Genomic DNA, 22123 nt, shown 5'->3' on the forward strand with positions numbered 1-22123 from the left:
AGGACCCTAAACAAATCTCCAATATAGTTTAGGGTTCTATTTTTTAAGAATTAGTTTCTCAATTTAGGCCAATAATTCTTTCATAACACTGATGAGTTCTTCAATAACTAGCATTAATTCTCAAATAACTGAAAGAGTTCTTAATTTAGTTCGTAATCGCTGCTCCCTTTAGTCCTCGTCATTTATATTAAATTCAGAGGCAGGCAGAGGCGTGACAGGATCCAGACAGACGATTCCGCAGAAACAATCCAAATCTACCGTGATGCATATCCCAGTTGCCTGTAAATTTCTTATACTATTACCCGGGAAGTAATCACATATTTGAGTCCCATCTCCACTAGGTCCCGGAGTCGACCCTCCCATAGTAACCGGAAGCAGTAATTCTAAATGAACACAGCACTCCTCCTCATCCACGAATCTTTTCGCCCGGAAGATAGGAGTTTTCACACAACGTAAAGCATTCATCCCTGATTCACCAAGAGGATGCTTGAAAATCCCGCTTCCAATAAAGGGTTTGCAGTTCCCCTTACAATAAAGGGCGAATGGAATGCTGGTCGCAGCCCCATTTTCATCCGAAGATGGTGAAACTAAATCTCTAATCGATTCCGCACACCCTGTGGAACAGCCGTCTGCCGCTTCGTCCTGGGCCCGGACAATCTGGCGGACAGTCTCACACACACAGGTGTTAAAATCATTTTCTTTTCCACAACTCATTTTACCTGGTCTCCTTCATTAGCCAATTAATCCATATTGTATGGTTAAGGAGGGGGAATGGTTGTATGAATGCCTATTTTTGAAAATCATTGTTCAATCTGTATCAATGTAAAATAGCCTTGCAATTTTCGAGCTCTACTTGGATACTTAAAATAGCTTTGCTTGTAAAAAAACTGCACAGCCGAGAAATTCTTCAACACACAACACCTGCTACGTAAAAAATGATAGATCCATCTTAGATTGGAATAACTCCACTAGCGTCTTCTTATCTATTTTATCAGTTTGAGGGATGATCCCGAGAACAGGTACCTTGCAGAATTGCTCGATCAGTTCAGGGTTGGTATAGTCAGCTGCTTCTGCTCTTGCGGAGTTAAACCCATTTATGACCACACCGAGCACATTTAATCCGCATCTACGAGCATAATCCACAGTCAAAAAAGTATGGTTAACTGTACCCAAATTGGGGCGGGCGACTACAAGCACTGAAAGATTGATATCCTTCATAACATCACTCACGAGAAAATCTTCTCCGTAAGGTACTGCGATGCCGCCTGCCCCTTCTACAATATTAAAGGAATGGCGGTGTTTGATATGATTCCAAGAATTTAGCACATCTGATTGTTTCACTGAAATATTTTGACGTTTAGCAGCGAGATATGGTGCCAGTGGTTCATCGAACTGAAAGGGGGTGATGTCTGATGGTGGGGATTCATCACCAGACATGGATTTTAAAATCATCGTGTCACTTGCTGGATCTTCGCGATTTTCACCACTCAGCATCGGTTTAAAAACACCTACATCCACACCTTTTTCTGATAACGCCGCCGCTACTCCCGCTGCTACAAATGTTTTTCCGATGCCTGTGTCCGTTCCTGTAACAAAAATTCCTTGTCCCAATTAAATCACCTCCAGCTGTTTTCCAACCTTATAAAAGGCCTTACAGATTTGCTGAATATCTTGTTCAGTATGTGTCGCCATGATCGTCATTCGAATCCTGCTTTCCCCATTCGGGACACTTGGAGGCCGAATGGCTGGAGCGAACACTCCGTTCATTTCGAGCTTTTCAGAAAAATTCATTGCTTTTTCGGATGACCCAATAACGACTGGTATAATAGGAGTGTGTTCCCCTCTCACCTCAAAGCCATAATCAAGAAGTTCATTGCGAATAATGCGAATTAATTGTTGCATATGCACCCGGAGCTGTGGACTGTATTCGATGATATCAATAGCCTTTAAGGTTGATGCCATTATGCTCGGCGGGAGTGCTGTTTGAAAAATGAAAGATCTTGCCCTATTTCGTAAATAGTCAATCAGCGACCTTGCCCCAGTGACAAACCCTCCTTCTGTACCGATAGATTTACTAAATGTTCCTATGGTTACATCTACAGATACGTCAAAGTGTTCACCTGTCCCTCTGGAGTTTTCCCCTAAAATCCCTGTGGCATGAGCATCGTCTACTATGACATAAGCGTTATAAATGTCTGCTAATGCTTTGATTTCACGCAATGGAGCAATGTTCCCATCCATACTAAAAACCCCATCAGTTACGATAAATCTCCGGTTATAATGTTGACTATGAATTAATTTTTCTTTTAAATCCTCCATATTTATATGACGGTAAATACTTGTCTTCGCCTTACTGAGTCTGCACCCATCAATAATACTTGCGTGATTGAGCTGGTCACTTATAATCACGTCCCCTTCTCCTGGCAAGCTGGACATCACTCCAATATTGGCAAGGTATCCGCTGGAGAAGATGAGTGCAGCCTCATCCTTTTTGAACTCAGCGATCCGCTTCTCCAGCTTCTCATGAAATGTGGTATTGCCAGTGGTCAGTCTTGAGCCGGTGCTTCCTACCCCATACTCTTTCATAATTTTCACAGCTTCCTCGGTCAACCTTTTATCCCCTGCTAAACCTAAGTAATTGTTAGAAGATGCCATGATCCTCTCTATTCCATCTACGTAAGATTTCCCTGGTGTATGAGAGGGAGAAATAATCCTAAGATTTCTATACAGCCCCTGCTCCTTAATCATTTCTACTTCCTGTACGATCCAATCATGAGTTTGTCGAGGCAACCTGAAGCGCCTCCTCTGTTGTAACACTTTCAATAGCTTTTCTCATAATTTGAACCATTTCTTTTAATTCTTCTTCTGTACTGGCAAGAGGAGGCATAAAGACAACTACATCACCGGTGGGTCTTGTCAAAAGCCCTAATTCTCTCATTTTTAATGATGCTTTATAGGCTGTTCTTCTTTCGAAAGGAAAAGGCTCTTTCGTTTTACCGTCGTAAACGAGCTCAATCCCGCACATGAAACCGAGTTGACGAATGTCCCCTATATGTGGGAGGGCGAGCATTTCTTCAAATAATTCATATAAATACTCAGACTTCTTAGCTACCTGTTGAGGGATATGCTCTTTCTCAAATAATTTGAGGTTGGCTAATGCTGCTGCGCATCCAAGCTGGTTTCCGGTATAGGAATGCCCGTGAAAAAAAGTCTTCAAATTGGTATAGTCATCATAAAATGCCTCATAAATTTTTTCAGTTGTATATGTAATGGCGATAGGCAGGTAACCACCAGTAATTCCTTTCCCTGCTGCCATGAGATCAGGTTCAATACCTTCATGCTCGCAGGCAAACATCTTACCAGTACGCCCAAATCCGGTAGCTACTTCATCAATAATCAAAAGTACATTATATTTGGTGCACAGTTCCCGAACGCCGGATAAATAACCATCTGGCATAATAATCATTCCACCTGCACCCTGGACCATAGATTCAACAGTTAATCCGGCAATTTCCTGATGATGCTCCTTTAATAACAACTCAAGCGTGTCAAGTGCTTCATCACAGCATTTTTCAGGATCCTCTGCAGGATACCGGTAGACATTAGGAACCGTTGCTTTAAATCCTTCAAACATTAAAGGACCGTAGACCTTATGAAAAATGTCAATGGCACCCACACTAACTGCCCCGATTGTATCTCCATGATATCCATTCTTTATCGAGATGAATTTCTGTTTGGTCGTTTCCCCGATATTTTGCCAATATTGATAGGCCATCTTTACAGCAATTTCAACCGCTTCTGCCCCACTGTCCGAATAAAAGACTCTGCTTAAGGATTCAGGAGCAATTTTGACTAATTTTTCTGCCAGTTCTGTAGCGGGAACATTCGTCATTCCAAGTAAGGTGGAATGTGCAATCTCATCTAATTGCTCGCGTATAGCCTCATCCAACTCTTTCTTACGATGTCCATGTACATTTAACCATACAGAAGAAAAGGCATCGTAATATTCTTTTCCATTGATATCCTTCACTTTTATTCCTTTTCCGCTTTCAATAATTAGTGGGTTTTCATCATAATCTTTCATTTGTGTAAACGGCAGCCACAAGTATTTTTTACTTTTATCAATTAAGTTCATAATTCTCCTCCGTTTCTATTAAAACCGGTATCTTCTGTAAATAGTGAATGTACGACTCAATCGGCTGGTCATCCTTGATAAAAAACAAACGTCCACCCGTCTCGTCACCATATTCCTTGAGCTTTGTAATTCTCTGATACCCTTTTGCACCACTAGCAACATACCCTGTAATATAATCAGGATCATCACTCCAGCACAACTCAGCTATGGTTAAGGGGTGGGCACACACCTTTGTTGCCAAAGTCAGGGCCTCTTTCATCCGCTGATTTACCGGCATTTCTTTTTGCTTACACCATTCTTCAAAGTTCTCTTTCTTCCATTCCAGACGGGAAACGCGCACTCCCTGTTCCTTTTTTTCATCAAGACGTTCGCCAGTTTTTGCATTGATAATCAGAGCTCCTGTGGTGTTATTGATGCTCTCAAATAGATTCATAGCTTTTTTAATAATTTCTTCTGATATTCCGTGATCGGCAAGGAGAGAGTAAGCTATTCTTCTCCCCTGTGCAGCATCCGACGAATCGAAGGTAGAGACAGGTAACGGCTTGATCATTTGTCCGTCCTCTTCTACCTTATCAATCGTCAGTTGAAAGAAAGTTGGCTCACCTCGTTTATGAGTAAATGCCTTATCAATTAACTCAAGTACTTTTATTTGCATAGAAGCTTTGGCAGAAAGGTGTTCGCCGCCTGATATATGCTTGCCTCCATCTTCATGAGGACCGCCAAGTGCAGCTCTCATTCTTATGCTGTATAATTCGCGATCGTCCATCGATTCACTACCCCCCGCCAATAAAATATAAATCGAATTCAAAGTTTCTCCTTCCCCAAAATGTTAACCTTAACAATTATAAGTTTACATTTTTCATTGAATTTTTCAAGAAGGTTTAAATTCCTATAATAATTACAAAAGTAAGAGGAACAACATTTTTGTTTGGCAGATAAGTATTTTGTGTTTGGATACTGTAGTTATAGACCGTATCATCTTTATGTTAACCTTAAATATTATAAGTTGACATTGACATACCAAAACCACTTCTTCTATGCTTATTCTATAAATATAGGGAATTTAATCTAATAGAGGATGCTATTGAGGGAACGAAAGAAAGGAACGAGGAAATTGAAAAACTCTAAAACTCTATCACTTACATTAGTTGCAATATTCGCAGCAATGACTGCAATTGGCGCCTTCATAAAAGTCCCGTTACCCGTTGTTCCTTTTACACTGCAAATTATTGTGGTGTTTTTGGCGGGGTCATTATTAGGAAGCAAGCTAGGGTTACTAAGTCAATTGGTCTATCTTCTTGTCGGCTTAGCTGGAGTTCCGGTTTTTACTCAAGGTGGAGGGCCTGTATACATATTGCAGCCGACGTTTGGATATTTAATTGGCTTCACTATAGGTGCCTATGTCATCGGATTCATTATTGAACGCTTCGAGCACCCTGCTCGAAGACATTTTATTGCTGCCAACTTAATCGGAACTGGTGTTATTTATGCAATAGGGGTCCCTTATCTTTATCTGTCATTGAACCTATGGCTGAGCGAACCCGCCAACCTGTCACATGTACTGGCTGCAGGGTTGTTTAGTACCATAGGCATTGACATCGCACTTGCTATTTTTACAAGCCTGTTGACAATAAGGATATATCCTCTTCTTAAAACAATACTTCCAAAGAAAAAAGAATTACAAAATGAACTAAAAAATAATAGATCAGAGAATTATGGGTAGTAAGATGGACACAGGTTTTCAGGAACTTGAACTAATCATAAGAACCCTCTTAAGTATTCAACTTAAGAGGGTTCTTCAAGCATGCAGGTTTGCATGTATGTTATTCCTGTTCTATCCGCCACGTCCTTAATTAACATATAATTATTTTGCTTCAGGTAACATTCGACCTTTATTATGGTTGGTTATAAGTGATTCATAATAGAGAGGGTGTCTTGACTGTAACAGTTTTTCTTGATTGAACCAGTGTTCGGCTTGTATTGTATTAAATTCAAAAGGTACCGCTTCTTCATCTGTAGAGGACCCTATTACAGGCTGGTCCAACCCGTATAATGGATCTAATGTATAAAGGCCGCTGCTTCCTTTAAACTCATGTTCTGTTCCAACAAAGTTAGAGAAAATTGTGTAGGCCTGTGCTCCTATTGCCACAGCATCCCAGAGCACCACTGAATTATCTGGATATTGGTTTTCAGAGATGTTTTTATTGATTTCCATATCGCCGCTATATTCTCCACTCCAGGAAACGGGCACTGCAATCATGTCCGCTCTTTTGACACTTAGTACTCCTGATGCCTCAGGAAACCGAACATCATCACCGATTAATAAACCAATTTTCCCAAGACCCTCTATATCAAATACAGGCAGGCTGGAAACTGATCTTGCCCAACGTTTTTCATTACCGTCAAGATGAGTTTTACGATACTTGCCTTTCATTTCACCTTTGTCATTTACTAATATTGCAGAATTGTACAATTGATTCTCTTCTCTTTCAATCATTCCATAAACGATGTTGATATTATGCTTCTTCGCTAATTGTGATATAAACTGATACGTGTTTCCTTTATCCTTTTCTGATAGAGAATAAATGGAGTTTATACTTTCATCTGCGACTGGCCCGGTAAAAGAAAGTTCTGGCAGTACGAGCAAATCCGTTTCCTTAGAAGTTGAAATCTCTTCTTCTATAAGCTTAGAAATTTTCTTTTGGTTTGTTTTTTTATCACTCAGTTTTGGGGTGTACTGCAAAGCCATAGCCTTCACTTTTTTAGATTCAGTAGTTGCTCTACTGTCCCATGGTTGAATATATTGGCTTAGTTCTTTATACAACTCAGGACGTCTTTCCTTTAGCAGTTCTTTATTTTCATTTTGAAAGTGTTCAGGATCTACCTCGTCATATATAACTTTTGTTTCGTCAATGTCGTTTTCTTCATCAGGCGAATAAGGGGCCTCAGCTAATTTCTCTCCCTGAGGTGACCAAATGGCACTTCCCCCTGCCATATGAAACCCTTCTTCTGTATTCGAACGATTCGAGCTAACGACATATAAACCATTTTGCTGAGCTCTTGCAGGCAAAGAGGAAATGGTCTGGGCGGACGAGTTCGTTGGAAAGGCTAATATATCAGCTCCTTTAACGGCCGATATCCTGGCTGTTTCATAATAGGCGGAATCCATGCATATATTCATGGCCACTTTTCCCAATTCAGTATCATACACAGGAACTTCTGAATCACCACGGGCAGCCCAGTAGGCATCGGTTTCCCACAAATGCATTTTTCGATACTTCCCTATTAAACCTTCAGGTCCGACCAGGACAGATGAATTATAATAGAGATCAGTACCTGGATCTACTTCAGGCATTCCGAAAACTATGTAACTATCATATTCAGCGGCTAACTCACTGAATATTTCTGTAGTTGGACCAGGAATCTGTTCAACAAAAGGAGCAATGTCTTCACGACTTTCGAACATATATCCTGTAGTTGCCATTTCTGGAGCTACAACTAACTTTGCCCCATTCTTAAAAGCTTTTTCGGTTTCATTGTATAATTCTTTTATGTTCTTCTCAGGCTTTTTTAATTCAGGATTAAATTGGATCGAAGCTGCTTTAAACGGTTCATTCAACTTTTTCTCTTGCTTATGATCCCTTTTTTCAGAAGGTTTTTCAGTGACGGCTTCTGTCTGAAAAGGAGCAAAAACGAATAAAAAAAGAAATAAAACGACAAATAGGGCTTTATAGTTCAACATACCACCTCTAAATATAAATTTCGCAGCCCTTACCTTTGCTGAGGATCTGCTTCCAATAAAAGATCTACAAGATGCTCAGCATCCATCGTATGATTTACCCCTTCTCGTTCTATCCCGAGCTTCATCTGCAATAGACATCCGGGGTTAGTCGTTACCACCGTTTCTGATTCTGCATTACACACGTCCCTCATTTTCACATCTAATATATCCATAGAATCCTCGTAATTGATAATATTATAGATCCCAGCTGAACCGCAGCAGAAATCCGGACGGTCTAATTCTTTCAGTGTAAGTCCGGGAACTTTCTTCATTAATTGAAGCGGCGGGGATAATACCTTTTGGACATTAGTCATATGACATGAGGGTTGATAGGTTACCGTTTTATCAATTAACTTATTAAAATAGACATGATCAACCTCTACAAGAACCTCTGATATATCTTTCATTTTGGAAACAAACTGTTCAGCCCGCTTATGCCAGGACGTTCCTTCTTCAAATAAGTGGTCATATTCAACCATACGTGCACCACAGCCACCAGCGTTGTTGATAATATAATCTACTTCTTCCTCCTCAAAAGCCTCAATGTTTCGTTTGGCAAGGTGGATTGAATCATGTACCTTCCCAGAGTGAGCGTGCAGTGCACCACAACAAGTTTGTTCTTCCGGGAGGACAACTTCAAACCCCCAGCGTAAAAGTAATTCAATGGTATTTTGATTCGTTTGAAAGAATACGCTATCCATTACGCAACCTGTAAAGAATGCTACTTTCGCTCGAGCAGGTCTTGTCCGTATATAACGCTTCGTTCGTTTGGCGCGCTCCTTAGGAGAAGGCTGCTTGGGAATTACTTTTTCAAATTTATCTAAATGAAGCGGAGCGGCCTTTGTTAAACGCAGCAGATTGGCAAAGGTTTGAAGGCCGGATTTTTGATAAAACCAGGTCAAGCTCCCCAGTGTGTCCATCCATTTTCCAGAAGGGAAGAAGGAACCGAACAAAAAGTCTTCCATTTTCTTTCGGGAGGTCGATTTTACCTGGTGGTCTTCAATCACTTCCTTAGCACCTTCTAATATTTGTCCATACTGAACATTAGTGGGACAAACAGTAGTGCACGCCATGCACCCCAGACACTTTTCAATTGGTTTTTCCAAATCATCAATAGATGCTTTTCCTTCCGCCACCATTTTGACTAGGTTAATGCGCCCTCTTGGAGAATGAGTTTCTCTTTCCATCGTTTCATAGGTGGGGCAGGCAGGCAGACAATAACCACATTGAACACAATCAAAGGTCTTATCATAGTTGATTTTCTCTTGCAGCGATTGAAGCTTACTCATTACGCAACACCAGCTTTTGCCCTTTTTCCGGAAATATTTTGCCTGGGTTCATTATCCGGTTCGGATCCCAGCTATCTTTGATCCGTTTCATCATCTCTAAACCGACAGCCCCTAATTCTTGTTCCATAAAAGGAGCTTTCATCGTGCCGATCCCATGCTCGCCGGATAGCGTGCCCCCCAAATTGATAGCCGCCTGAAATATTTCTTCCACAGCTTTTTCGACGCGGATCATTTCTTCTTGATCCCGCTTATCACACAAAATATTAGGGTGAAGGTTACCATCCCCGGCGTGACCGAACACAACCACTTCCACCTGGTATTTTTCTTTAATTTCATTCAAACGATCCATCATATCAGGAATTTTACTTCTCGGTACAGTGGCATCCTCTGATACCTTTGTCGGCTTGATTTTAGCAATAGCAGGAGATACTTGCTTTCTCGCATGCCAGATCTTTGCGGCTTCTTCGCTTGTTGCAGGGATACTGACATTTGAGGCACCAATTTCCTCCATAATGTTTTCAATCAACACTGTTTCCAGCTTGAGTGTTTCTGGGTGTCCATCTAATTCAATGATTACAATGGCTTCTGCATCAACAGGCAGGCCTGATGGTTGGAATTTTTCAACAGCTTGTATACATGCTTTATCCATGAACTCCATTTTTGAAGGTAGTATTCCGGAAGTTAACGTACGTGATATCGCTTCTCCAGCTGTTCGGACATTCTCAAACTCGACCATAACGGTTTGTACTGAGGGAGGCTTAGGCATAAGCTTCAGCGTAGCTTCTGTGATCACGCCAAGCGTTCCCTCTGAGCCTACAATCAGCTTGGTAAGGTCAAACCCTGTCACATTTTTAATGGTTTGTCCGCCTGTACGTATCACTTCTCCTTCAGGGGTTACAAGCTCCAGTCCTAATACGAAATCTTTCGTAACGCCATATTTCAAACCACGAGGTCCCCCTGAATTTTCAGCGAGGTTCCCCCCTATGGTAGCGACATGGGCACTGCTCGGGTCAGGAGCATACATGAGGCCATGCTTTTCAGCTTCTTCATTTATACGATCTGTAAGAACACTAGGAGACACTTTAACGGTCAAATCGTCAGCATTCAGCTCGATTTGTTCAGGCCATTGTGAAAGGTCCAGCACAATCCCGCCATGCACAGGGAGGGGCCCTCCGCTTAGACAAGTTCCTTGGCCTCTAGGATAGATAGGGATATTAAATTGATTCGCAATTTTCACGATATGGACGACTTCCTGCTTAGTTTTAGCTTGAACAGCTGCGTCAGGAAGATATTCACCAAAGGAAGCATCAAAACTATAACTATATCGATCTGCTATTTCAGTCATTATTTGATTGCCTGGTATTACTTCTCTGAGATCTTCCATCCAATTACTCACACTTTACGCTCCTTTTCAGCACACTAAAATATTAGCGATTCAGGATTGGCTGTTATCATTTCTCTCACCATGTCTTCACTTATTCCTTCATTCAATAACCCAGTGACAAATTCACTCAGCCCCTGAACAGGCGGTAGATTATGAGGCTGGCCGTAGTCCGTGACCAGAATACAAGATTTCGAGCCCAGGATTTGAATAGTTTCAGCCATTCGACGAACTGAAATATTATTAAAGTCTTCCCCGCAAGCTAAATAACATTTTTCAATATAGCAGCCTTGAGCCGAAAGCTTTTTCTGTAAATCCATCGGAATTTGGGCAATGCCTAAGTCAGCATGCTGAATCAATATCCGCCTGACCCCGATAGCTGAGGCTTCTTCTACTAAAAGATCAACTTCATGGGGAGAAAGGTGTCCCGTTGCAAGAACGGCATCGTAAGAAGCTATTAAATACAGAATTCTCTTCACTTCATCTTTCACTTCATTACTTTCATTTAAAATTGTTAAACAGGACCCGGAAGCGTCAAGGGGGTTTTCACTATTAAAAAATCGTTCCTGGCGATATTCTGCAAAATACCTTGCATGCTGTTCCGCAGATATTGTTGGCATCCAGATGATTTTTGCCCCCATACGTAATGCCATATCTACCGCATGAGAAGACAATCCGCCTGTAAAAAGATTACAAACTAACCCTCCATAGACCTTCATGTCTGGCATTTGGGAGCGAATAAGGGTGGCTCGATCATAACTGACTCCTTCATGCGCTTTTATTACCAATCCCTTCATCCCTGCATTCCTTGCTTCTTCTACGAGTTCCCAATCAGTCTGGATCCTTGGAAAAGCACTAGGAGAGCTATGAACATGAAGTTCATAAGCTCCCTTTAATAATGGATGATATTTGTTTTGAGCGTTACTTGGAGTATTCATAGCTTAACGCCTCTTCAAAAAACAGATGAAGTTCTTCGACTAATGCAGTGAACTCAGGATGATCACTGTACATAAAATCGTTATGCATCCCATTAATCTCATAATATCTTTTCGGACTAGAAGCACTATTGTACAGGGATACAGATTCTTCAACCGGATGGAGCACATTATCTTTGCCATGGGCTACAAAAAGTGAGGTATCCTCCATATTTTCAGCAGCTGCCTCCGCATCCAACTCAAGAATCGAATCTGTAAATTGAATACGAGTCTGTCCCCCGAACCCTTTCTTAGAAGCCAGCTCTTTTTGCACGTATTCACGCGTAGGAGGGTCTAAAGGATAGTGTAAAAACGGATCTGCAGGTTTTGATTCTCCAGTCGTTACACGTCTTATTCGATCTTCATATACGACTTCCAACACTTTCAACCAATTTTCATAAGAATGGATAGTTTTCAGCCAGCGCTCTCCGTTATAAAAACCATTCAAAGCGGCAACTGCTGCGACATCCTCTTTCTCTGCTGCACGAACCACATTCGATCCACCCATTCCCCATCCAATCAAGCCTATTCGTTCATGATCGACTTCACTTTGAGCGCGCAAAAAAGTCAAGGCATTCCGAATATCAGCCACCTGTTCCTCAAGGATGACACGAGCAGGGTCCCCCTCGCTGTCAGAGAATCCTCGATAATCAAAGCCGAAACAAATATATCCTTTTTCCGTCAAAGCCTGGGCAAACATTTTTGGATAGAATTCATTTACTCCTTGATATCCTGAATTAGCAATAATAGCCGGATATTTTCCTTTACTCTCATAATTTTCAGGAAAGTAAATGGTCCCCTGTAATTTATACCCTTCACTGTAAAATTGTACGGATTTTTCGATCATCATTTTCTCTCCCTTTTTTTAAATTAAGAATTCAACGCCTGATCAAATGAATGCTTGAATTTTTTACATGCATTACTTAAGTGTTGGTACATTTCCTCTCCAGCTTGTTCCCCATTGCCCAGTCGAATGGCTGTATAAATACGTTCATGCTCACTGAGTACCTGGGCCCGCTTTTCGGAAATCCCCATATTTTTCTTAAGGGAAAAACGAATCGCTTTTTCATAGAGAGTAGTGAGGTTCTCGACGCTGTGAACAAGAATAGGGTTATGAGAAGCTTTTGCAATAGCATTATGAAAGGCGATATCCTCTTTATCTCCCACACGGTTATCATGCTGTGAACTGCGAATCTCCTCCAGTTTTTTCTTAATGATTAACTTATCATCAGCCGTTCCACGTTCAGCGGCTAGTCGAGCAGCTTCAGTTTCAAGAATAATCCTTGTTTCCAGTAAGTTTAATACCTCCTCCGTATCTACGAACTCAAATTGTATTTCTTCTATTAAATTAGTTAAAGAAGCTGCCTGTACAATACTGCCTCCACCTTGCTTCGAAACGGTTAATCCGCTTGCTTCAAGTACGCTTAACGCTTCTCTTACTGGTGTACGGCTCACCCCAAACATCTCTGACAGCTGCTTTTCGGTAGGTAACCGGTCACCAGGCTGCATTTTCTCTTTATGGATGTATTCTTTGATACGATCAAAAACCTGCATTGACACTTTTCTGCGTTCTATTTTCATATAAGAGGATCGTCCTTTCTTTATGAAACATTAGAATCTCTGCTAATATTTCTAGTCTCCTGAATAGAAGTCAGCCAGCCTGACTTGGCGGCAATGATAATAAGCACCACACTTGCTCCTAATAAAATGAGGGAGAATAAACCTCCTGTTCCTGCCATCATCATGATAGGACCAAAAGTAATAATCAAAATTTCGACAGGCACCATGCCAATATACCCTAAAGCGTAGTCATCTAAGGTAGTACTTTTTGTTTTAGGATCCACTATCCGTAACAAAGCAATCCCCATTGCAACTGTCCCTGTGCTCCACCCCCATCCAAAAATAGCGTTTTCAAACCAGTGACGATGGAAAACACGGGGCGCAATAAATCTGAAAATACAGTAGGCCCATATTACACCAAAAATGAAGAGGGCTATGAGAGGCCAAGCATATGCAGCAACAACAGCAAGATTAATAGATGTAATGCCAAAAGCAACAATCAAGTCTGTTGCAGTTCCACTTATGCGGTCGATCACACGTTTGTCCACATAATCATTGGCATTGGTTGTGTTTAAAGTCAATTGAACCAGTAAACCGACCACAAATGAAAGACTTAGTAATGGAATACTGATTTGCGGGAATATCGCTTGTATTCCTTCCTGTAAGAAGTAACTAAACATTACAACAACCGCAAGCAAGGCAATGTGGAAGAATAATGGATCCACTGAATTACTTGAAACTGTATCACTTCCAGAAGATTGACGAATTTCACGAGGAACTAAGCCTGTTCTTAATTCATTTGGTAAGTCCTTAAAATCTGAAATAAAATTAGTTTGATTATTACGCGCATTCATTTTAATGAGCAACAGTCCGCCCAGGATGGCACAAATTAATCCAATGGTAGCTGAAGTATAGCCAAGAGCTGTAGCTTCTTCCCATCCGAGACCACTAAAAGCTTCACCTACGGCTGCAGCCGTTCCGTGTCCACCGAGAAAACCAGCACCCAGAATTAAACCAAACCCGCTCGGAATATCCCAAATGTTAGCTAAAAGTATGTACGCAATCATTGCTCCCCCGCCCCACATAAGCATTGTGAGGAGCATAGAATATATCCACATATTCCTTACACGACCAAACGTCTGCTTCCAATTTACTTTAGCCGCTCCTATTGGAATCGCACCAAAAATTACAGCAATCAATACAGTTGGATAATCACTAACAAGCTCCGAAAATGGCAGCAAATCAAATCCATTAGGCCCTAAAGTCAACCCAGCTATTCCTGCGATAATACTAGCGGGAATAAATAATTTTTGAACGATTTGAATTTTTGCTCTTAATATCACACCAACCAACAACAAAACTGAAATCAATCCTACATCAATGGCTAAATCCCATATGGACAATTTCATACCTCCTAAAACGCCCAAAAAAGAAAGCGCTATCATAATTTGTATGATAAATATACAACATGATAATCGACCATGTAAATATTAAATATTAATAAATTTCTAAAAATTAAGTGCGGCGTTTCTTTATTTACTCTCTTATGCCTGCAAGAATCCTCCTTGAAGGCCTTAAAATATGAGCGAAACAAATTCCTGCCTAGATTTAGAAATATTTGTTTATTTTCAAAATTTTTGTTATATTTAAAAAGTCAAAATTGAATACGTTTTGATTCAGGTGCAGGTAAGCAATTGAGACTTATCTGCTTAAAAGGGAAATCGGTGTTAATCCGATGCTGTCCCGCAACTGTATTTGGGAGCGAACTGGAAGACCACTGTTCTCGGTGGAAACGAGAGTGGGAAGGGTCCAGGGAGTGTTGATCATAAGCCAGGAGACCTGCCTGTTTCAACGAACATCAATACCTACGAGGATAGGGGGTGTTAAGTGCGAGTGGAAAGAGTATGAACAGGTGTGTCTCCTTAAGAGTGACCTGCTTATTCTGGACAACTGTGATCTCAACTTAACAACTTCTTCTGGAAGTTGTTTTTTTATTGGCTTTATTTCTATGTGACTAGAGGTGTATATATTTGACCGGTTCCGTTGAGTTATACGTAAATCAGTTCAAATCCTATATCATGAACGGCTTAATTTCTTCTGTGCCCCCCTCGCTGGGAGCAGCTTACGAACAATTAAAAGAAGAAATCGGCAGTCAGGATGGCTGTAATCATGAGCTTAAAAACCTTGATCAAGCATATGAACTTGTCCATAAAGAAATCTCGGGCAGGACATGGGTGTCTTCAAGAAAGTAATGAAAGCGTTTACCATTTGAGCAATTAGGAGGATTCAAATGCAAAAGCAAACGGCTTATAAACCCGGTTTAGACGGCGTGATTGCAACAGAAACGAAGCTTTCTTATTTGGATGTAGATGCGGAAGAAATTGTCCTTCGGGGGTATGACCTGATTGAACTTGCCCAAAACAAGCAGTATCTGGATTTAGTTCAGCTATTACTGAAAGGTGATTTGCCTGACGAGGAGCAGCGAAACTCTCTTGAACGGGAATTAAAAAACGAATATGACCTCCCGGGAGGTTTTTTCTCCCTGTTTGAGAGACTTCCTAAAGACACTCACCCGATGGATGCCTTGCGGACAGGGGTTTCGGCGCTTGCAGGATACGAGGAAAATTTAAATGCACGCCGAGAAGAAGAAATCAGCCGAACCGCCCTCAGACTTTTAGCGAAAATTCCTAATATCACTGCCAACAGCTACCACATCCTTCACGACGAAGCCGTTGTAGAACCAAAACAGGAGCTTCCTTACAGCGCAAACTTTTTATACATGATTACAGGCAAGGTCCCCTCCCCAGCGGAAGCTGAGTATTTTGATCAGTCTTTAATGGTGTACAGTGAACACGAAATGCCCAATTCAACCTTTACAGCCCGCGTAATTGCTTCAACAAATGCAGATATTTACGGTGCGCTTACCGGAGCGGTTGCTTCTTTAAAAGGTAACCTGCATGGAGGAGCTAATGAGGCCGTCATGCACATGCTGTTAGAAGGCCGAACGACAGACGGATTCCGCCGCCTTCTCTATGAAAAGCTTCATAATAAAGAAAAAGTGATGGGCTTTGGACACCGGGTTTACATGAAGAAGATGGACCCAAGAGCCGCCCTGATGAAAGAAGCTTTACGCGAGCTGGCTGCAGAGCGGAAACGCGAAGACCTTTTTGAGATGTGCGAGGCAGGAGAACAACTGATCAAAGAAGAAAAAGGACTGTACCCGAACCTGGATTACTATGCGGCCCCCGTCTACTACTTGTTAGGCATCCCGATTGATTTATACACACCCATTTTCTTTGCTGCACGTACCCTGGGGTTGTGCGCTCACGTTTCCGAACAATATGCTAACAACAAATTGTTCAGACCGAGGGTTCTCTATACCGGCCCGCGCGGTCTGCACCCTTAAAAGGGAACCGACCGCAATCATTACATATAGGTGAAAGGTGGAGATGAACACATGACAGAAGTGAAAGTTAATATGGCACAGACGACCGATCAAGTTCTGCAGCGTATCGCTGAATACGCCGTTTATGGGGAAATCACCAGCGAGAAAGCTTTAAAAACAGCCCAATATGTCTTAATGGATACATTAGGCTGTGGATTCTTAGCCCTGCGCTACCCGGAATGCGCCAAACATTTAGGACCTATTGTACCCGGCACCGTCGTACCAAATGGCGCCCGCGTTCCCGGAACGTCCTACGAGCTTGACCCCGTACACGCAGCTTTCAATATCGGCTGCATGATCCGCTGGCTTGATTACAATGACACATGGCTGGCAGCAGAATGGGGACATCCTTCAGACAACTTAGGAGGAATTTTAGCAATTTCCGATTACATCAGCCGCACGCGAATTGCAGATGGAAAACAACCGATGAAAATGGACTCAGTGCTTGAAAATATCGTCAAAGCTCATGAGATTCAAGGGATTTTAGCCCTTGAAAACAGTCTTAACCGTGAAGGTCTTGACCACGTGCTCTACGTAAAAGTCGCAACAACAGCCGTAGTGACTGCCATGTTGGGCGGAAGCAAAGAAGACGTCACCAATGCTGTTTCTCAAGCCTGGATTGATAACTCCAGTCTGCGCACATACCGTCATGCACCGAATACCGGCTCGCGGAAATCGTGGGCAGCCGGCGATGCGACAAGCCGCGGTGTCCGCCTGGCCTTAATGACAATGAACGGTGAAATGGGATATAAGACAGCTTTGTCTGCACCAAAATGGGGCTTTCAAGATGTGCTTTTCGGTGGAAAAGAATTAACCCTGGCGCGCTCTTTTGGTTCGTATGTGATGGAAAACATTTTGTTCAAAATATCGTTCCCGGCTGAATTTCATGCACAGACCGCAGCTGAAGCGGCTATTGAACTTCATGATCAGGTTAAAGATAGAATCCATGACATTGAAAGTGTGACCATTACGACTCATGAATCAGCGATAAGAATTATCGATAAAGAAGGACCTCTTCATAACCCGGCAGACCGCGATCACTGTTTGCAGTACATTACAGCCATCGGTCTTCTATACGGATCTTTAAACGCGGATCATTATGAAGATGAAGTAGCCCGGAATCCTGAAATCGATCGATTGAGAAATGTGATGGCAACTATTGAAGATGAACAATTCAGCAAAGACTATCTCGACCCTGACAAACGCTCGATTGCCAATGCTGTCCAAGTGTTCTTTAATGACGGGACTCATACCGAGCAAATAGCAATTGAATATCCAATCGGCCACCGGCGCAGACGCGATGAAGGGATTCCTCTGCTTTTGAACAAATTTCAGGACAACCTGAAGACACGATTTCCGTTCCGCCAGGTCAACCGTATTTTAAACGTATGTGAGGATTATGATGAGTTAATAGATACACCTGTTAATCAATTCATGGAACAGTTCCACATTTAACTTAAGCTAAGTAAGGAGGACTTATAGATGTCATGGATTGTTGAACCCAGGACGACTCAACCGGAAAGAGCAGAAGTCTTTAAACGTATGATCACCCGACCAGAATTATTAAAAATTCCCGGCGCCCATGATGGAATGTCTGCCAAAATTGCAAGAGATATCGGCTTTGATGCCATTTATTTATCGGGAGCTGCCTATACAGCAAGCCGTGCACTCCCTGATCTTGGGCTCATTTACTCTAACGAAATGGCCGAAAAAGCCCAGGAACTTATCCGGGCATCGGATCTCCCTCTCCTTGTCGATATAGATACAGGCTATGGAGGAGTCATCAACGTCGCCCGTGCCGCGAGAGAAATGGTAGAAGCCGGAGCAGCGGCTGTGCAGATCGAGGATCAGCTGCTGCCGAAAAAATGCGGCCACTTGAACGGGAAGAAGCTGATTGAAACCGAGGAAATGATGCAGAAAATCCGCACAATTAAAGAGGTCGCCCCTACGCTTGTCATCGTTGCACGAACCGATGCAAAATCAGTGGAAGGGATGGATAAAGCCGTTGAACGTGCTAACCGATATGTCGAAGCGGGAGCCGACGCCATATTTCCAGAAGCCCTCACAAGTGAAGAAGACTTCCGGCACGCCTCATCCGCTATTAACGCTCCCCTGCTCGCAAACATGACCGAGTTCGGGAAGACCCCTTATTTTACAGGAGAAGAATTTCAATCATTTGGAATCGACATGGTCATTTACCCGGTCACTTCTTTTCGCGCAGCAGCCAAAGCCTATGAGCGGGTTTTCACAGAGATATTGAAAAACGATACGCAGAAAGAAAAGCTCAGCGATATGCAATCGCGTGAAGAGCTGTATGAAACCATTAAGTATTATGATTATGAAGCATTAGACGAAAAAGTAGCGAAGACCGTGCTTCCGGAGATTGGAAAAGAAAATAAATAAAAAGATGAAAAAAAGAGAAGAGAACAAATCCTTCTGCTTGTAGAGAAACCCTATGTTTTTCTGCAAGCTTTTTTGTGCGCCCGCTCGCTTACCGCGGACGAACGCCCGAGCCTTCTCGTGAAAAAAATTTATAATTTCCTATACAACTAGAAAATAGTATGGAACAGCATACTTTTTGCCAGGTGAAATGTGATAAGATACGACTATCGTTATGAACCTGCAGCTATCTGAAACATGATGCTGTCGATATTTTTGTTGAAACAGGGTGATACGAATGAAATCTTTTTCAATCTGGTTAATATTACATTTATTAGTTTGGGGCACCTTAACGTACCCTTTATTTAATGACGCAGACCAACATTTATGGCAGTTATCGGGAGTCGCGGTTTACTTCACATTATTCTTTTTAATCCCCCTCTTCCACAAGAAATCTTGGTATTTAACTCTGCTGTTCTGTATAAATGCTGTCGTCACCTCTTTCATTTTTCCAGCAAATGAAACGAGTATTCTACTGGTTTTATTAATTTACTTGCTTCTTATGGCTGAAGCAGCGGAACGGTTACCCGTCAAGCAGATTGTCTTTCCCTCTCTCCTTAGTCTCCTATCCATTATGGGTTTCTTAGCTTTCGGAAATGTGTCCACCCTAACAGCATTATTCGTTGTATTTTTTGTTTTAATCGTAGGCTCAGGGTTAATTTACTATAAAATAAAAGATAAACAGCATCAGAAGCTTTCATCTCAATATGAGCTCCTTCATAGTGAGTATCGTATGCTTAAAAGACGTATAGCCCGGGATGAAGCAAGCGCCAGACAGGAAGAACGGCAGATGATCGGAAAGGAAATTCATGATTCTATCGGCCATAAATTAACATCACTCATCATGCAGTTAGAAGCCTACAGAATCCAATCCGAAACAAAAGAGCATCCTCACGTGGAAAGATTAAAGAAACTAGCAAATGAAAGCCTGCAAGAAACTCGTCGAGCGGTAAAAACATTTAAACAGGAAGAAATCGGCGGCTTACAAGGGGTAATGCGCCTGCTTCGTAAGCTGGAGTTAGAAAGCTTTATCCGTATTCATTTTTCTGTTAATCATGGAGCTTTCGCTGCCCCGCTCACTGGTGAACAATCCTTTGCCATTTATCGTGCCGTTCAGGAAGGATTAACTAATATTATGAAGCATAGTCATGCAAGAGAGGCTCAAATTACATTTGATGCCCCTGGCCGAAGCATTTTTAGATTTGAGATCATCAACCCAGTGCAACAGGCGCATACATTCAAGGAAGATTTTGGGCTTATGTCCATGCGGGAGAGATTGGAAAAGTTAGGTGGAGGTCTGGAAGCTCAAAGTAATGAAAAACAATTCATTTTACGAGGCTGGGTAAAATTGAAAGGATGGGGAGATCTTCATGATTCGAGTACTCCTAGCTGAAGACCAGATTATGGTTCGCCAGGGATTAAAAGTGATGATTGAATCTGATCCGGAAATAAAAATAACCGGCGAAGCAGATGAAGGCAGATCAGCGATTAAGCTTTGTGAGAACCAGGCATTTGACCTGGCGATTTTAGATATCCGGATGCCCGGCATGGACGGAATAGAAGCGGCAAGAATGATGCGGGAACGATGGCCGTCAATAAAAATATTAATGCTGACGACCTTTGACGATGACCAATATGTAATGGATTCGCTCAAAATTGGTGTTAACGGTTATATGTTAAAAAACGGGGATACGGCATCACTGATACGTTCAATCAAAAGTGCAATATCGGGCGGGTTATCGATTGAAGACCAGGTCGCAGCGAAAGTGATGCCGACATTGTTAAATCAGCAGTCTCCTCCTTCGAAAGCAGATGAAAGCTTAACACCCAGGGAAAGGGCCATTTTAAAATGCATCGGCGAAGGTTTGAACAATCAAGAAATCTCCACCCGCCTTGGGCTCTCTGTCGGAACTGTAAAAAATAATACGAGTCACATTTTTGATAAGCTCAAATTACGTGACCGTACCCAATTAGCTATCTACGCGATCCGCCACCACCTTGTGTAACTAAAAATGACGGAAGTCACGGTTTTCAGTGATGAAATGACTAGAGTCAGTAGCGGCTCTAGTTTTTTTCATTTATTTTATAAATGACCGTGTTTAATGCAAGTGTTGATTATTCATACTCATCTAGATTGTTGAAGACCTTAAGCTTAACGAAATAAGATCGGGAGGTTCGGCCATGATTGAAACTATACAGTTAAGTAAAGCTTTCAAAGAAAGAACGGTCGTCGAAGATGTAGACCTTTATTTAGATAAGGGAGAATCTGTTGGTTTACTAGGCCCAAACGGAGCAGGAAAGTCAACGACCATTTCCATGATTTCTTCCTTATTAAAACCAACATCCGGTGACGTGAAATTAGATGGAAAAAGTGTGATCAGCGATCCGGGTAATATAAGAAAAGTGCTCGGTGTCGTTCCACAAGAGATTGCTTTGTATCAAGAGCTTACCGCCTATGAAAATTTGAAATTTTTCGGACGTATCTACCGTGTACCAAAGGGCCAATTAGAATCGCGTATTCAAGAAACGCTTGAGCTTGTCGGGCTTAAGGATCGGCAGAAGGATATCATTAAAACGTTCTCTGGCGGAATGAAACGCCGGATCAATATTGCCTCCGCCCTGCTGCATAACCCGAAAATATTAATTCTAGATGAACCAACGGTCGGAATCGATCCGCAGTCCCGTAATTACATTTTAGATATGATCCGCCAATTAAATGAGAGTAACGGAACTACAGTTCTTTACACCAGTCACTACATGGAGGAAGTGGAGCAGCTTTGTAACCGTGTCTACATTATGGATCACGGAAAAGTGATTGCTTCTGGAAGTCACTCAGAGCTATTAAGCATTCTTTCCAATGAAGACACAATGAAAGTGCAGCTAAATCAGATGAACGAAGATTTTATAAAGGCAATACAAGACATAGATGTCGTCAGGCAAGTTGAAGAAACAGGAGACGGCATTAAAATTATCGCCAAAAAGTCAGCGAATATTATTAGTTCTCTTGTTAAATTCGCAGATCAGCAAAATATTCAGATCCTCAATTTCCAGATGGAAAACCCAAGCCTTGAGGATGTTTTTCTTCATTTAACCGGCCGGACTTTGAGAGATTAGGAGGT

Annotated in this window: 20 protein-coding genes and 1 riboswitch; of the genes, 8 read left to right on the top strand and 12 right to left on the bottom strand. The window is 41.9% G+C overall.

Annotated features, from left to right (window positions below; genetic code table 11):
• Positions 1-168: 168 nt before the first annotated feature.
• The 5 genes from LF822_RS16935 to LF822_RS16955 form a co-directional block, all read right to left on the bottom strand.
• The gene (locus tag LF822_RS16935; protein WP_253925264.1) at positions 169-714 is read right to left on the bottom strand and encodes a CotY/CotZ family spore coat protein; all 546 of its coding nucleotides are present in this window, start codon (positions 712-714) and stop codon (positions 169-171) included.
• A 210-nt stretch (positions 715-924) separates the two neighbouring features.
• Positions 925-1611 carry a dethiobiotin synthase gene (gene bioD, locus LF822_RS16940; RefSeq protein WP_253925265.1) on the bottom strand — a complete coding sequence of 229 codons (687 nt, stop codon included), beginning with the start codon at positions 1609-1611 and terminating at the stop codon, positions 925-927.
• On the bottom strand, positions 1612-2748 hold the full coding sequence (gene bioF / locus LF822_RS16945; RefSeq protein ID WP_253925466.1) for an 8-amino-7-oxononanoate synthase: 1137 nt from the start codon (positions 2746-2748) through the stop codon (positions 1612-1614).
• A 22-nt stretch (positions 2749-2770) separates the two neighbouring features.
• Positions 2771-4135 (bottom strand): adenosylmethionine--8-amino-7-oxononanoate transaminase, encoded by a 1365-nt coding sequence (bioA, locus tag LF822_RS16950; RefSeq protein WP_253925267.1) that lies wholly within the window; start codon positions 4133-4135, stop codon positions 2771-2773.
• On the bottom strand, positions 4122-4901 hold the full coding sequence (locus tag LF822_RS16955) for a 6-carboxyhexanoate--CoA ligase (RefSeq protein WP_253925268.1): 780 nt from the start codon (positions 4899-4901) through the stop codon (positions 4122-4124). The genes bioA and LF822_RS16955 overlap by 14 nt, the downstream gene beginning before the upstream one ends.
• Positions 4902-5300: 399 nt before the next feature.
• On the opposite strand from LF822_RS16955, the gene LF822_RS16960 reads away from it, so the two are divergent.
• Positions 5301-5858: a biotin transporter BioY gene (locus LF822_RS16960; protein WP_253925467.1), complete on the top strand. Its 558-nt coding sequence runs from the start codon at positions 5301-5303 to the stop codon at positions 5856-5858.
• Positions 5859-5999: 141 nt separating this feature from the next.
• On the opposite strand, the gene LF822_RS16965 is transcribed toward LF822_RS16960, so the two are convergent.
• The 7 genes from LF822_RS16965 to LF822_RS16995 are packed head-to-tail and all read right to left on the bottom strand — an operon-like array spanning position 6000 to position 14529.
• The gene (locus tag LF822_RS16965) at positions 6000-7877 is read right to left on the bottom strand and encodes a nitrilase-related carbon-nitrogen hydrolase (protein WP_253925269.1); all 1878 of its coding nucleotides are present in this window, start codon (positions 7875-7877) and stop codon (positions 6000-6002) included.
• A gap of 29 nt (positions 7878-7906) precedes the next feature.
• Positions 7907-9205, bottom strand: a complete 1299-nt coding sequence (locus LF822_RS16970; RefSeq protein ID WP_253925270.1) for a (Fe-S)-binding protein — start codon at positions 9203-9205, stop codon at positions 7907-7909.
• A complete protein-coding gene (locus LF822_RS16975; RefSeq protein ID WP_253925468.1) occupies positions 9198-10589 on the bottom strand; it encodes an FAD-binding oxidoreductase in 1392 nt (463 codons plus the stop codon). The genes LF822_RS16970 and LF822_RS16975 overlap by 8 nt, the downstream gene beginning before the upstream one ends.
• Before the next feature lie 35 nt (positions 10590-10624).
• On the bottom strand, positions 10625-11524 hold the full coding sequence (locus LF822_RS16980; RefSeq protein ID WP_253925271.1) for a DUF6282 family protein: 900 nt from the start codon (positions 11522-11524) through the stop codon (positions 10625-10627).
• Positions 11508-12407: an alpha/beta hydrolase gene (locus tag LF822_RS16985; protein WP_253925273.1), complete on the bottom strand. Its 900-nt coding sequence runs from the start codon at positions 12405-12407 to the stop codon at positions 11508-11510. Before LF822_RS16985 ends, LF822_RS16980 begins: the two co-directional genes overlap by 17 nt.
• A gap of 23 nt (positions 12408-12430) precedes the next feature.
• Entirely contained in the window at positions 12431-13141 is a 711-nt protein-coding gene (locus LF822_RS16990; protein WP_253925274.1) for a FadR/GntR family transcriptional regulator, read from the bottom strand.
• Positions 13142-13161: 20 nt separating this feature from the next.
• Entirely contained in the window at positions 13162-14529 is a 1368-nt protein-coding gene (locus LF822_RS16995; RefSeq protein WP_371925943.1) for a sodium/glutamate symporter, read from the bottom strand.
• A 252-nt stretch (positions 14530-14781) separates the two neighbouring features.
• Positions 14782-14981, top strand: a riboswitch (cobalamin riboswitch).
• Positions 14982-15150: 169 nt separating this feature from the next.
• Here LF822_RS16995 and LF822_RS17000 point away from each other — a divergent pair.
• From LF822_RS17000 to LF822_RS17030, 7 genes are all read left to right on the top strand, one after another.
• Positions 15151-15372, top strand: coding sequence for a hypothetical protein (locus tag LF822_RS17000; RefSeq protein ID WP_253925276.1), 222 nt, complete (start codon positions 15151-15153; stop codon positions 15370-15372).
• A gap of 38 nt (positions 15373-15410) precedes the next feature.
• The gene (gene mmgD, locus LF822_RS17005) at positions 15411-16526 is read left to right on the top strand and encodes a citrate synthase (RefSeq protein WP_253925277.1); all 1116 of its coding nucleotides are present in this window, start codon (positions 15411-15413) and stop codon (positions 16524-16526) included.
• A 51-nt stretch (positions 16527-16577) separates the two neighbouring features.
• Positions 16578-18020, top strand: a complete 1443-nt coding sequence (locus LF822_RS17010) for a bifunctional 2-methylcitrate dehydratase/aconitate hydratase (protein ID WP_253925278.1) — start codon at positions 16578-16580, stop codon at positions 18018-18020.
• Between the two features lie 27 nt (positions 18021-18047).
• A complete protein-coding gene (gene prpB, locus LF822_RS17015; RefSeq protein ID WP_253925279.1) occupies positions 18048-18968 on the top strand; it encodes a methylisocitrate lyase in 921 nt (306 codons plus the stop codon).
• A gap of 274 nt (positions 18969-19242) precedes the next feature.
• Positions 19243-20397: a sensor histidine kinase gene (locus LF822_RS17020; RefSeq protein ID WP_253925282.1), complete on the top strand. Its 1155-nt coding sequence runs from the start codon at positions 19243-19245 to the stop codon at positions 20395-20397.
• On the top strand, positions 20375-21010 hold the full coding sequence (locus LF822_RS17025; protein ID WP_253925283.1) for a response regulator: 636 nt from the start codon (positions 20375-20377) through the stop codon (positions 21008-21010). The genes LF822_RS17020 and LF822_RS17025 overlap by 23 nt, the downstream gene beginning before the upstream one ends.
• A 175-nt stretch (positions 21011-21185) precedes the next feature.
• Positions 21186-22118, top strand: coding sequence for an ABC transporter ATP-binding protein (locus LF822_RS17030; RefSeq protein WP_253925284.1), 933 nt, complete (start codon positions 21186-21188; stop codon positions 22116-22118).
• Positions 22119-22123 lie beyond the last annotated feature (5 nt).

The organism is Halobacillus sp. A5, from assembly GCF_024189315.1.
GTDB lineage: Bacteria > Bacillota > Bacilli > Bacillales > Halobacillaceae > Halobacillus_A.

Bases quoted from the DNA above. Each gene is read 5' to 3' on its own strand.
- LF822_RS16935 (WP_253925264.1), bottom strand. From the start codon at position 714: ATGAGTTGTGGAAAAGAAAATGATTTTAACACCTGTGTGTGTGAGACT.
- bioF (WP_253925466.1), bottom strand. From the start codon at position 2,748: ATGATTAAGGAGCAGGGGCTGTATAGAAATCTTAGGATTATTTCTCCC.
- bioA (WP_253925267.1), bottom strand. From the start codon at position 4,135: ATGAACTTAATTGATAAAAGTAAAAAATACTTGTGGCTGCCGTTTACA.
- LF822_RS16955 (WP_253925268.1), bottom strand. From the start codon at position 4,901: ATGGACGATCGCGAATTATACAGCATAAGAATGAGAGCTGCACTTGGC.
- LF822_RS16960 (WP_253925467.1), top strand. From the start codon at position 5,301: ATGACTGCAATTGGCGCCTTCATAAAAGTCCCGTTACCCGTTGTTCCT.
- LF822_RS16965 (WP_253925269.1), bottom strand. From the start codon at position 7,877: ATGTTGAACTATAAAGCCCTATTTGTCGTTTTATTTCTTTTTTTATTC.
- LF822_RS16970 (WP_253925270.1), bottom strand. From the start codon at position 9,205: ATGAGTAAGCTTCAATCGCTGCAAGAGAAAATCAACTATGATAAGACC.
- LF822_RS16975 (WP_253925468.1), bottom strand. From the start codon at position 10,589: ATGGAAGATCTCAGAGAAGTAATACCAGGCAATCAAATAATGACTGAA.
- LF822_RS16980 (WP_253925271.1), bottom strand. From the start codon at position 11,524: ATGAATACTCCAAGTAACGCTCAAAACAAATATCATCCATTATTAAAG.
- LF822_RS16985 (WP_253925273.1), bottom strand. From the start codon at position 12,407: ATGATCGAAAAATCCGTACAATTTTACAGTGAAGGGTATAAATTACAG.
- LF822_RS16990 (WP_253925274.1), bottom strand. From the start codon at position 13,141: ATGAAAATAGAACGCAGAAAAGTGTCAATGCAGGTTTTTGATCGTATC.
- LF822_RS16995 (WP_371925943.1), bottom strand. From the start codon at position 14,529: ATGAAATTGTCCATATGGGATTTAGCCATTGATGTAGGATTGATTTCA.
- mmgD (WP_253925277.1), top strand. From the start codon at position 15,411: ATGCAAAAGCAAACGGCTTATAAACCCGGTTTAGACGGCGTGATTGCA.
- LF822_RS17010 (WP_253925278.1), top strand. From the start codon at position 16,578: ATGACAGAAGTGAAAGTTAATATGGCACAGACGACCGATCAAGTTCTG.
- prpB (WP_253925279.1), top strand. From the start codon at position 18,048: ATGTCATGGATTGTTGAACCCAGGACGACTCAACCGGAAAGAGCAGAA.
- LF822_RS17020 (WP_253925282.1), top strand. From the start codon at position 19,243: ATGAAATCTTTTTCAATCTGGTTAATATTACATTTATTAGTTTGGGGC.
- LF822_RS17025 (WP_253925283.1), top strand. From the start codon at position 20,375: ATGATTCGAGTACTCCTAGCTGAAGACCAGATTATGGTTCGCCAGGGA.
- LF822_RS17030 (WP_253925284.1), top strand. From the start codon at position 21,186: ATGATTGAAACTATACAGTTAAGTAAAGCTTTCAAAGAAAGAACGGTC.